At 42.8% G+C, this 12,144-nt stretch carries 13 protein-coding genes; 12 read left to right on the plus strand and 1 reads right to left on the minus strand.

Going from position 1 to position 12,144, the window contains the following annotated elements; all coding sequences use genetic code 11:
- Window positions 1-87: 87 nt before the first annotated feature.
- A complete protein-coding gene (locus E1163_RS27560) occupies window positions 88-1,341 on the minus strand; it encodes a site-2 protease family protein (RefSeq protein WP_155176525.1) in 1,254 nt (417 codons plus the stop codon).
- A gap of 397 nt (window positions 1,342-1,738) precedes the next feature.
- Here E1163_RS27560 and E1163_RS27565 point away from each other — a divergent pair, with 397 nt between their 5' ends.
- From E1163_RS27565 to E1163_RS27620, 12 genes are all read left to right on the plus strand, one after another.
- Window positions 1,739-3,160: an RtcB family protein gene (locus E1163_RS27565; RefSeq protein WP_221418093.1), complete on the plus strand. Its 1,422-nt coding sequence runs from the start codon at window positions 1,739-1,741 to the stop codon at window positions 3,158-3,160.
- A 2-nt stretch (window positions 3,161-3,162) separates the two neighbouring features.
- Window positions 3,163-3,918, plus strand: a complete 756-nt coding sequence (locus E1163_RS27570; RefSeq protein WP_155176529.1) for a nucleotidyltransferase domain-containing protein — start codon at window positions 3,163-3,165, stop codon at window positions 3,916-3,918.
- Window positions 3,919-3,929: 11 nt separating this feature from the next.
- A complete protein-coding gene (locus tag E1163_RS27575; protein WP_155176531.1) occupies window positions 3,930-4,991 on the plus strand; it encodes a nucleotidyltransferase domain-containing protein in 1,062 nt (353 codons plus the stop codon).
- Between the two features lie 354 nt (window positions 4,992-5,345).
- Entirely contained in the window at window positions 5,346-6,224 is an 879-nt protein-coding gene (locus tag E1163_RS27580; RefSeq protein WP_155176533.1) for a helix-turn-helix domain-containing protein, read from the plus strand.
- 86 nt (window positions 6,225-6,310) lie between these two features.
- A complete protein-coding gene (locus E1163_RS27585; RefSeq protein WP_221418094.1) occupies window positions 6,311-6,886 on the plus strand; it encodes a DapH/DapD/GlmU-related protein in 576 nt (191 codons plus the stop codon).
- A gap of 11 nt (window positions 6,887-6,897) precedes the next feature.
- Window positions 6,898-7,965 carry an alpha/beta hydrolase gene (locus E1163_RS27590; RefSeq protein WP_221418095.1) on the plus strand — a complete coding sequence of 356 codons (1,068 nt, stop codon included), beginning with the start codon at window positions 6,898-6,900 and terminating at the stop codon, window positions 7,963-7,965.
- Between the two features lie 8 nt (window positions 7,966-7,973).
- Window positions 7,974-8,441 carry a (R)-mandelonitrile lyase gene (locus E1163_RS27595; RefSeq protein ID WP_155176535.1) on the plus strand — a complete coding sequence of 156 codons (468 nt, stop codon included), beginning with the start codon at window positions 7,974-7,976 and terminating at the stop codon, window positions 8,439-8,441.
- A gap of 6 nt (window positions 8,442-8,447) precedes the next feature.
- Window positions 8,448-9,647 (plus strand): NAD(P)-dependent alcohol dehydrogenase, encoded by a 1,200-nt coding sequence (locus E1163_RS27600; protein ID WP_155176537.1) that lies wholly within the window; start codon window positions 8,448-8,450, stop codon window positions 9,645-9,647.
- A gap of 15 nt (window positions 9,648-9,662) precedes the next feature.
- Complete coding sequence (locus E1163_RS27605; protein ID WP_155176539.1) at window positions 9,663-10,127, plus strand: cyclophilin-like fold protein; 465 nt, start codon at window positions 9,663-9,665, stop codon at window positions 10,125-10,127.
- 4 nt (window positions 10,128-10,131) lie between these two features.
- On the plus strand, window positions 10,132-10,533 hold the full coding sequence (locus E1163_RS27610) for a (R)-mandelonitrile lyase (RefSeq protein ID WP_155176541.1): 402 nt from the start codon (window positions 10,132-10,134) through the stop codon (window positions 10,531-10,533).
- Window positions 10,526-10,915, plus strand: coding sequence for a DUF2255 family protein (locus tag E1163_RS27615; protein ID WP_155176543.1), 390 nt, complete (start codon window positions 10,526-10,528; stop codon window positions 10,913-10,915). The genes E1163_RS27610 and E1163_RS27615 overlap by 8 nt, the downstream gene beginning before the upstream one ends.
- Window positions 10,916-10,938: 23 nt before the next feature.
- Window positions 10,939-11,982 carry an NAD(P)-dependent alcohol dehydrogenase gene (locus E1163_RS27620; RefSeq protein ID WP_155176545.1) on the plus strand — a complete coding sequence of 348 codons (1,044 nt, stop codon included), beginning with the start codon at window positions 10,939-10,941 and terminating at the stop codon, window positions 11,980-11,982.
- Window positions 11,983-12,144 lie beyond the last annotated feature (162 nt).

The following is a 12,144-nucleotide window of genomic DNA, read 5'->3' on the forward strand; positions in this document are numbered from 1 at the left end:
AGCGCGTTTTCGATATGGAGGTATTAGCTTCTGTCAGTACCCCTGAACTATTAAGGCCTTACCAACCAAGCAGTCTCCAAAAATATTTCACATAACTTTAGAAATGTCTCCAATGACTATCCAGATCATTAGCAGGATTACCATAAAGTAACTGGCCCGGATCAGGTTGTTATAAGTGGAAAGCTTAAACCGCTCTTTTGTTATGGCCTCATAGGCAAGGGGAATGCTTTGCCAAAAGGCAGCACGGGGAAGAGGAAGTAGATTGAAGAATGCGGTAACCATTGCCAGCAATCCTGTAATCCTCCAGAACCTTAGCCATTGAAATCCTCCGTAGGCTTGAGCCACACCAATAGGACCGGAGTGCCGCCTACTTACCACTTTCCCTCCCAATAATCCGGTAAATGCTTTTATATTTAAATCTATTAATCTAAAAGCCTGCTGAGTACCTTTAATGATCGATTCTCCAAAGGTGTTTTCATAGGTGGTGAATTCTGGAGTCATAAAAAATATTCCCATGGCTTCATTTGCAGGTAAGAATAAAGTTTTGCTAATAAGGGAGGAGTCTCGTCTGATCAGAAGCCTCATTGTATCCGATTCAACATTAGTCCGTATTTCATGTAAATCATTAGTTGAAAACACTTTATGATCATTAATCTCAATTAAATGGTCACCCTTCTTTAATCCAGCTTTGTCGGCAGAAGACGAAGGATCGACCTCCATGATTACAGGAGGGGTTATCAGGTTTAAAAAGGGTTCGTAAGATGATTGGATTACATCAGGTTCAATACTGATATTCAGTGTGTCGTTTAATCTTACAACTGTATAGGTAGTTCTTTTATTAACTTCTGTGAGTTCTGATATGCTCTCATAATCGTTGCCGTTTATTTTTATGATCTGATCTCCGTTTTTAAAGCCGTATTGCATAGCAGTCTCAGAGGGTGCAAAGCCATATTTATTGGCGGTATCTTTTGAAATATAGTATTCCTTTTCGAGAAAGGTGGTAAAAATGGAACATGCAATGCCCATCAATATCAGTGATATGGTGCCTCCTAATGCTACCAGCGACCTTTTCCATACGGGGTGATCAAAAAATTGCCAGGCGAGATCAACTCTTGTTCGCTCAGAGCCTTCAATCTTATAAATTTTAGCCAGGCCGATGATTGGAATATATATCCCAAAAGAAAGCCGGGTGCCATAAATGGTTATTTCAAAAATTTTAGGGTTGAACCCAAAGAAATAATGAGCGTGATGGATCTTCCACAGTATAGCCCACATAAGCCACCCAATATGATAAACCAGATTAAGAATTATGAATGAAAGTAATACAAGAATTAAAGCCATAAGCACCGAATTAAACTGTGAAGGTAATAGGAAATTTTGAATCGCTTGTTTTTTTGTGCGTGTAAATAAGTTGTCTGGGGACAGCTCGGGGGTTCTCTCTCCTGTGTCTGTCCCCAGACAGACACGAGCAGCGCATTTTCGATATGGAGGGTATTTCCTTCTGCCCAGTGCCCCTGAACAATTAAAGCTTTACCAAACTTTCGGAAGTTTAGTAAAGCCGGTTTTTTGGCTACTATTCCAAATTAGTTTTCTACTTAAAGAGATGGTTTATCAAAGCGTGTGTATCGAATAATGGTCTGTCGGGGGACAGACCAAGGGAAGGACCATGTTCTGAAAAATTCTTAAAATAATTTTTACTACGCAAAAACACTGCGTATATGCGTGGTTACTTTGGATCATGAAAGAAATGAAAACAAACATTACAGGAAAAGAACTACTTGATTTAGGATACCCTGAAGGAAAAGTAATAGGTATAGCTCTCGAAACAGTTGAGCAATATTTTGAATCTAATGATATAGACCAAACCTCCAGAGCACTAAAATCAGTGCTTTTGAAACCGGAAGATTTTGTTAATGATAAGCAATTATCGGCTATTGCTCAGGAGTTGTTGAAGCCTAAAGATGATGTATTGCCGCTAAGGGATACACCTGATCTTTATAAGGTATATGGAGCGGAAGGTATTGAGCAGGGGGCAGTGAAGCAGATAGAAATGGCTATGAGGCTTCCTGTAGCACGTGCCGGGGCTTTGATGCCTGATGCTCATCAGGGCTATGGTTTACCGATCGGTGGTGTGCTGGCTACGGAAAATGCCGTTATTCCTTATGGAGTAGGTGTTGACATTGGTTGCAGAATGTGCATGACTATCTATGATATTCCCGAAAGCATTTTGTCAGAGCGTAAGGATGACCTGAAGAAAATGTTGATCAGAAATACCAAGTTCGGAAGAGCAACCTTTTCCAGACCAAAAGATCATGAAGTGCTGGAAAACCCATTGTTTAACGAGATCAAACTGATAGGAGGTCTAAAAGACAAGGCTGCATCACAGATCGGTTCTTCAGGAGGTGGCAATCATTTTGTTGAGTTCGGTATCACTGAAATTGAAGATCCGGATAATGAATTCAAACTACCGGTAGGAAGATACCTGGCCTTGCTTTCACACTCCGGCTCAAGAGGATTTGGAGGAGCCATAGCGCAGCACTATACCAAACTGGCTATGAGCAAGTGTAAGCTGCCCCACGAGGCAAGGCACCTGGCCTGGCTTGACCTGAACACTGAAGAAGGGCAGGAGTACTGGCTGGCCATGAACCTTGCGGGTGATTACGCTTCGGCTTGCCACCACCAGATCCATGAGAGGATGGCTGTTGGCCTGAGAGCGACGCCGGTGGCTATGGTCGAAAACCATCATAATTTTGCATGGAAGGAGAAAGACCATCAGGGCAATGAGATCATTGTACATAGAAAAGGGGCTACTCCGGCCGGAAAAGGTGTGCTGGGTATTATTCCGGGATCAATGACAGCTCCGGGATATATTGTGAGGGGCAAAGGAGAGGAGTCATCTATCAACTCAGCTTCTCATGGTGCCGGACGGGCTATGTCCAGAACTCAGGCCAAGAACACATTGGATAAGCAGGCGGTAGTAAAACACATCCATGCTGCCGGTGTGGAAGTGATCGGCTCCGGCATTGACGAGGCACCGATGGCTTATAAGGACATTAAGCAGGTTATGGAGTCTCAAAAGGATTTGGTAGATGTAGTGGGCTCGTTTCAACCCCAAATTGTAAGAATGTGTGGAGACGATAAATTTCAGGAGGTAGATTAATAATGGAAACTTTAATAAAACAGAAACTCAAAGCAATAGAAAAACAAAAAGGAGTGAAGGTGCTCTATGCCTGTGAGTCCGGCTCAAGGGCATGGGGTTTTCCCTCTCCGGATAGCGATTATGATGTCCGGTTTATTTATGCTCATGATCTTGACTGGAGTTTGTCCATCAGAAAGAGAAAGGACACTATAGATCTCCCTGTCAATGACTTGCTTGATATTGGCGGCTGGGAAGTGGGAAAGGCATTGAAGTTGTTATGGAAGTCCAACGGGCCATTTCTGGAGTGGATGCAATCTCCTATAGTTTACCATGCTGATGATTCATTTACCAGTATGATAAAGGAATTGTGTCCGTACTATTTTTCACCCATCGCATTGATGCATCACTATCAAAGTATGGCGAAAAAGTATTATGAAGCCTGTCAGGGGCAAAAGGAGGTCAAACTTAAACGGTACTTCTATGCTCTGCGGGCGGCAATGGCGGGCAAGTGGATAAGGGAAAAAGGCTCAATGTCTCCCATACAATTGACCAAAATGCTTGTATTGGCAGATGAACCCGTTTGCAGGAGGATTTATGAATTGATCGATGTTAAATCCTGCCAAAGCGAAGGTTATGTTCATCCCGCGGAGCCATTGCTCAATGATTTCCTGGCACAGACTATTCAGGATAATGACCTGATTGCGGCCAGTTTACCCTCTGCGAGGGGCGATTTTGAAAAGCTTGACCGTTTTTACCGGGCGGTAGTTAAAAGTGTGTAAAACAGATAACAATGACAATTGACGAACTAAAAAGGAAAAACCTGATCATATATGAATGCCTGAGTGGCAGCCATGCTTATGGGCTTTCGACTCCCGGATCTGATATCGACATCAAAGGGGTTTTTATTCTCCCTGAGGACGAGTTCTATGGCTTGAATTACGTGTCCCAGGTGAGTGATGAAAGTAATGATACGGTTTATTACGAACTGAGAAGATTTGTCGAATTGTTGTCAAAAAGTAATCCGAATATTCTTGAATTGCTATATTCTCCAGAAGACTGTATCAGAATCATGCATCCTATATTTAAGCCCTTGAGACAGTCAGTGTTGCTGTCAAAAGAATGCAAGGAGAGCTTTGGTGGCTATGGCATAGCACAAATAAGAAAGGCCAGAGGTTTGAAAAAGAAGATACTGAACCCTGTGGAGAAAGAGCGCAAAAGTGTGCTGGACTTTTGCTATATAGCCGAGGGGCAAGGGGCTGTACCTGTTAAAGCATTTCTTAAACAGCACGGACTTAAGCAGCATGAATTCGGGCTGTCACGGATAGCCCACATGCCGGAGATGTATGGCTTGTATCACGGAAGCGGTGAATTTAAAGGAATTGTTAAAAGTGATGAGGCTAATGATGTTTGTCTGAGTACAGTTCCGGCTGATATGGAACCTGTTGGTCTGATGTCTTTCAATAAATCTGCATACTCAGCGTACTGCAGGGAGTACAAAGCTTACTGGGACTGGGTGGAGAAACGAAATGATCAGAGGTACAACAGTACACTGAACCATGGCAAGGGCTATGATGCAAAAAACATGATGCACACAATCAGGTTACTTAATATGTGTGAGGAGATTGGCAGGGCCGGTACTTTGAACGTCAGGAGGGAAGACAGGGAGTTTTTGCTAAGCGTTAAAAACGGCAAATATAATTATGATGACCTCCTGAGCATGGCTGAGCTAAAGCTTCAACAAATAGAGATGGTTTATCAATATTCATCATTGCCTGAGTCTCCTGAAGTGGCTATGCTTGATCAGCTATTGGTTTATATGCGCAAGGAGCTTTATAGACGCAGAATAAAATAAAGCTCTCCGAATGGGTAGGCATAGCTGAATTGCCGTGTCTTAATTTTTAGGGGTTTTCTAATAAACATCAATCACTATCTTGATCCGGAAATGTTTTGATTTACAGATAAAGTAAATTAGTGACTTGAAAGCACAAGTTATTGATATACAGCATTTTATTGATTTAAATTTAGGCTAACCTAATTCTTGTGCAACTATTATTTACAGCTTATGCAGAATGTTACGTTACGTTTTACCCAATCGTAACGTAGCAAGCCTAACTACGCATGCACATAGTGATATGCTATATCTCCTGGAAAAATAACTACCAAACAATGTATTTAAACAGTTGTTTGATTTTCTTAACTTTATACTATGGATATTAAGACAGAAAGGTCGGTTTCCGCGTTTAATAATGAACTTAAGCTTAAGGGGTTTAATGTTTTTCAAATTGAGCGGGATAGTAATGCTACTAAAATTTATAGTCGCAAAGATTTTTACAAGATCTGCCTGACTACGGGTAAAAGCAGTATACACTATGCAGATCGAAGTTTTGAGCATGAGGGTACTGTTCTGTTTTTTGGTAATCCTCACATACCCTATTCATGGGAGACCATTTCCAGAACATATGTGGGTTACACGTGCCTGTTTTCCGAAGATTTCTTAAAGCTTTCAGAACGGTCTGAAAGCATTCTTCAATCTCCTTTGTTCAAGTTAGGAGGCACACCCATTTTAACCATCAACGAGGAACAGCGGGAGTTCCTAAATGGTATATTTCGTAGAATGATTGAGGAGCAACAGACTGATTATTCTTTTAAAGACGATCTAATCCGTAATTATATCCACCTGATCATCCATGAGGCACTAAAAATGCAACCTTCTGAGAATTATGATCAGCATAAAAATGCCGCATCCCGCTTAACTTCAGTTTTTCTTGAACTTCTGGAAAGACAGTTTCCAATAGAAAGTTCTGATAATCCATTGCTTCTAAGGACACCACAGGACTATGCTGAGGACTTGTCAGTACATGTAAATTACTTAAACAAGTCGGTCAAAGAAGTGACTGGCAAATCCACATCCACTCATATTTCAGAGAGAATTTTGAGCGAAGCCAAGGCATTACTGCAACATACCAATTGGAATATCAGCGAAATCGCTTATGCACTGGGTTTTGACTACCCTACTTATTTTAACAATTTCTTTAAAAAGCTCACCAATACCACCCCTAAAGCCATACGCATGCAGAAGGTTTGAATTCCTTAATTTTTGATTTGATAATCATTAACTACAGGGGTATTGTATCAGATACCTTTGTTAAACATTATCAAAATTGAAAACCGATGGATAATTCAGGCGGAAGCAATGACATTTTTGAAAGATTGAAATCCGGTGTGCCTGTCCCTATGGATGATCCCCAATACGGAAGGATCAGGCATATTGTAAATGAAACTATCAAACTGTCTAACCAACTCAATATGGCTTCGGATGTGGATGAAATCCGAGCCTGTTTAAGCAGAATAATTGGTAGAGAGGTACATGATAGTACTGTTGTCTTTACTCCATTTCATACCAATTTCGGTAAACATATTTCTTTGGGCAGGAATGTATTTATCAACCATGCCTGTAGCTTTTTAGATCTGGGGTGCATTACCATAGAAGATGATGTAATGATCGGGCCGCGGGTAAATATCACTTCTGAAAACCACCCTGTGGAAGTGCCGGCACAAAAGACATTAGTTCCCGGTCCAGTTATTATCAGGCGCAATGCCTGGATTGGGGCCGGTGCTACCATTTTACCAGGTGTTACCGTGGGCGAAAACGCGGTGGTGGCAGCAGGAGCTGTAGTAAACAGGGATGTTCCTGCCAACACTGTTGTTGGGGGAATTCCTGCCAAGCAACTGAAAATAATCTCTTAAAGGATAACAAAATGGATTACTCGAAAATTATTATAGCAGGATTGCTCACATTTATGGGGCAAGCTTGCTCTGATACGCAACAAAATAATAAACCAAAAACAGTTGATATGGAACAAGCGATAGAAAAGGATTATCTCACTTTCACCTTAAGTGATAAGGTGACTATGGAAAAAGTGCAGTATAAAAACAGGTATGGGATAAGCGTTGCTGCCCATTTATATATTTCTAAAGATTTTGATAAATCCAGGAAATATCCGGCGGTTATTATAGGAACTCCCTATGGTGGTGTGAAAGAACAAGGAGCGGGTATATATGCTCAGAATATGGCTGAGCGCGGATTTATAGCCATGGCTTTTGACGAGTCTTTTAATGGAGAAAGTGGTGGTGAGCCCAGAAAAACTGCTTCGCCTGATATTTTTGTAGAAGATTTCAGTGCCGGAGTAGATTTCCTTGGTACACATCCTAACGTAGACAGAGAAAAAATTGGTGCTATCGGTATCTGTGGTAGTGGAGGCTTTGCGCTTACCGCTGCCCAGTCTGACACACGAATTAAAGCCATTGCCACTACAAGCATGTATGACATAAGCCGATTGAATCGTAAGGGGTTTATGGATAGCATGACTGATGAGCAGCATAAGCAGACTTTAAAACAAAGCAGCGAACAGCGGTGGAATGATTTTACAGAGGGCAAATATGCTAAAACCCCTTCATTCCCTGACCAGCCTCTTCCGGCGGTTCCGGAAGGGCTTGATCCCGTAACCAGTGAGTTTTTTGAATATTATGCTATGGAAAGGGGGTTTCACCCTCGCGCAACAGGAAACTTTACCGTTACCAGTAGCATAGCATTTAACAATTTTCCATTGATGAGCTACATTGAGACTATTTCACCTCGTCCGATTCTATTGATCATGGGCGAGAATGCACATTCGAAATTCTATACTGAAGACGCTTATAAAAGGGCCGCTGAACCTAAAGAGCTGGTAGTAGTACCGGGAGCCAGACATATAGACTTATATGATAAAGTGGACTTGATTCCATTCGAAAAACTGGAATCTTTTTTCAAAGAAAACCTAAAATAAAGTAAATCATGAGGCACATTGCAATACCATTAATCTTCGCCGTCAGCTTGCTTTTTGGTTGCCAGCAGCCAGCAGAGAATAAGTTGGACGCAATATTTCCTCAAGGGCAAAAAGGCCCCGCTGAGTATTTTACCGGCAATGCTTATAACTATGGGTTAGTACCTATGGATTCTACCTATACTACGCTTGTAGGGAATGTATATTTTGAACCGGGTGCCAGGAGCAACTGGCACACTCACCCGGCAGGACAGATCCTGATCATTACGGCTGGAAAGGGATATCACCAGATAGAAGGAGAGCCAGTTGAGGTTTTGCAAAAAGGTGATGTGATAAAATGTCCGCCCAATAAAAAACACTGGCATGGTGCCAGCCCCGATACAGGAATGCAGCAGATGTACATTGTACCAAATACTGAAAAGGGAGTGGTCAACTGGATGGAGCCGGTTTCAGACGAACAATATCAAAATATTAATTGAAGCATTATGGATTTACCAAAACACAACCATGAAGGTAAAACCTCCAGGAGGACCTTCATGCAGCAATCTGCCATGGCCGGTGCCGGACTGGCATTGGCCAGCCCTCTACAACTATTCGCTCAGTCTGCGCAAGACCCACAAAAGAGCAGAAATATAAAAACAAGAGGGTATGCAGCTAAAGATGAATCAGGAAAGCTGAGACCCTGGGAGTTTGAGCGCAGGCCAGTAGGCGATGATGATATTTTGATCGATATCAAATACGCAAGTATCTGTCACTCAGATATCCACCAGATGAAGGGGCATTGGGGACAGCAGCAATATCCTCAGGTGCCAGGTCATGAGATCGTAGGTGTAGTAGCTGCGATTGGCAAGAATGTAACCAAATTTAAGGTTGGAGACCGTGCCGGGGTCGGATGTATGGTAGATAGTTGTATGGAATGTGAAAGTTGCACACATGGTGAGGAGCATTTTTGTGACAGAGGAGAAACCGTGTTTACCTACGGTTATCCTATGAAGTCCGAACCCACAGGTATTTCACAAGGTGGATACTCGGATAAAATAGTAGTCAGAGACCATTTTGCCGTTCATATACCGGGCCACATCAGCTTTGAAGAAGCCGCGCCGCTATTATGTGCCGGCATTACCACATATTCGCCGTTGATGAATGCACAATTCAAAGTAGGTGATCAGGTAGGGGTTGCCGGGATTGGCGGTTTAGGTCATATGGCGGTAAAACTTGCTGTATCCAAAGGTGCGGAAGTATATGCTTTTACCACTTCTCCTGATAAAGTTGAAGACATCAAGTCATGGGGAGCGAAAGAGGTAATTATAGTAGACGAGGCTTTTAACAACATGCAGTCTTACAGTAAGAAGCTGGATTATATGATCTGTACGATCCCGTATCAGTTCAATGCCGCTCCTTACATTTCCTGCGTAAAGCCGTTTGGCACTTTTACCTATGTAGGAATGCCTGAGGGGTTTGAGCTCTCTTATAATAACCTGGCCCTGGCTTCAAGCAGAGTTAATTTAAATGCATCATTGATAGGTGGCATACCTGAGACACAAGAGGTGATCCATTATTGTGCTGATAATGGCATCAGGCCTCAGATACAGGTGATAAAGGCTACAGAAATTAACAGTGCGTGGGAAAAGGTTGTAAATAAGCAAGCGCGCTACAGGTATGTCATTGACGCGGCAACTTTCTAAGGAACCACATGTTATATGAAGATTCCCCTAATAATAGCTCTATTTATTGCGGAATTGGGTGCTGTAGGCGTTGGCTGCAATAAGGATGTTGAAAAACCTGATAACATGAATGCACATATACAAACAACCCGGGTAAAAGTTGCAGTAGGTTCGCACGTGTTTGAAGTTATACTGTACGATAATCCTACTTCACATAGTTTAATTGAGCAAATGCCTTTTACCGTGGAGTTGGAGGATTATGCCGGCAAAGAAAAGATCTTTCAGCCAAAGCAGCCCCTGAATAAAACAGGGGCCCCCAAAGGCGCTGACCCTAATGTAGGAGATATTATGTGTTACGGGCCATGGGGTAATATTGCTATATTTTATGACGAAGCCGGATATGCCAACGGACTTATTCCCATGGGCCGAATAAATGATGTTGATGGGTTTGTGAAAGCTCTGACTGCAAGCTCATCAGTAACTTTTAAAATAGATAATTAAACGTATGGAGATAGTAAAAAACAGTGAGCTGGATTCGATAAAAGGTCCCGAAGCGTGGTTTACAGGTATGGTGAGAATAGATCCTTTATTTGCAAAAAGAGAGGAGACCAGGAGTGCCGGAGCTTTGGTAACTTTTGAACCTGGAGCCAGAACGGCATGGCATACGCATCCGGCAGGCCAGATATTAATTATACAATCAGGGCTTGGCCGGGTGCAAAGGGAAGGCGGTCTGATAGAGGAAGTACAGTCAGGGGATGTGGTGTGGTTTGAACCTGGCGAAAAACACTGGCACGGAGCATCCCCCGGGAAGGCCATGAGCCACATTGCCATTCAGGAAGAAGTGGATGGTGAAGTGGTAACCTGGATGGAGAAGGTGTCGGATGAACAATATATTAAAAATGGATAATATTTCTAAAACGTTAACTCAAGAGGAAATAGCGCAGATTGCCCTAAAAGATGACTTCCATATTGCTCCTTATAGAGCTGATGGAAAAACCTTTGGTACCCCGACATGGATATGGGTGGTAATGGTAGAAGGGGAGCTGTACGTTCGAGCTTATAATGGCACCGGGTCGAGATGGTATAAGTCTGCCATAGATCAGGGGGCGGGTAAAATAGAAGCGGCCGGCTTGGTGAAGAGCGTACGCTTTAAACCCGTTAGCGGGAAGATCAATGAAAAGATTGATGAGGCATATCGCCGGAAGTATAATGGTAGCCCCTATCTCAATGCTATGATCAGTGAAAGGACCAAAGCCGCAACCATTCAAATATTACCGGGAGTTGAATAATAGTAAGTATAATAACTAAGAAAATGGACACAACACTAACAAAAGCATACGGAACGGATTCTGCAAAAGCCCCACTTCATGATATGGAGATTAAACGCCGGGCTCTTTTAGAGAATGATGTGGAAATTGAAATTTTATATTGTGGAATTTGCCATTCGGACCTGCATGCTATTAAAAATGACTGGGGTGGAACAACTTATCCTATAGTTCCAGGGCATGAGATAGTAGGAAAAATTACCAAAACAGGAGACAAGGTAGCCAGGTTCAAAGTAGGTGACCTGGCTGCAATTGGCTGTATTGTGGACAGTTGCAGAAATTGTGAGCATTGCCATAATAGCGAAGAGATGTTTTGTGAGAAAGGATGGACGCTGGTATTTAATGCACCGGACAAGCACCTCGGTGGTGTGACCTATGGAGGCTTCTCCAAAAACATAGTAGCAGATGCCGATTATGTGTTAAAGATGCCTGCCTTTGAAAACCTGGCGGCGGCAGCTCCTTTGCTATGTGCGGGTATTACTGTTTACTCTCCGCTCAGACACTGGCATGCAGGCCCTGGCAAGAAGATCGGCATCATCGGTATCGGAGGCCTGGGGCATATGGCTATCAAAATAGCCAAGGCAATGGGATCCCAGGTTGTCGTTTTCACCACCAGCCCTGATAAAATGGATGATGCAAAGAGACTTGGCGCCGATGAAGCAGTGCTGTCCAAAGACGCGGATCAAATGAAAACTCAGAAAGGGTTTGATATGATCCTGGATACAGTTTCAGCCAGGCATGATGTAAACATGTACCTGAATACTCTGAAAGTAGATGGTAGTCTGGTACTGGTTGGGCTACCCAATGAACCCCTGGAAATCGGGGCTTTCAATGTGGTCAATGGCCGCAAGAGCTTTTCAGGTTCCAATATCGGAGGTATAGCTGAGACCCAGGAAATGCTGGATTTTTGTAAGGAACATAATATTACCGCAGATATTGAGTTAATCCAAACCGATGAAATCAATGTGGCTTTGGAAAGGCTTGAGCGAAACGATGTGAAGTACCGCTTTGTCATTGACTTAAAATCTTAATTAGCGATGAAATGGACGTCTGGTGATCATTGATGATAGGGCAGGCGTCCTGTTTTTCTGCTCTCCTGAGTAGTTTACTCATAACGGGTAAGTACGGCTGGCGCCACCTATTAAGCCCTGTTTCGCATATCTCTGAGAGATAACATAGCGTTTCTTTGATCT

The organism is Fulvivirga kasyanovii (genome assembly GCF_009711405.1).
GTDB lineage: Bacteria > Bacteroidota > Bacteroidia > Cytophagales > Cyclobacteriaceae > Fulvivirga > Fulvivirga kasyanovii.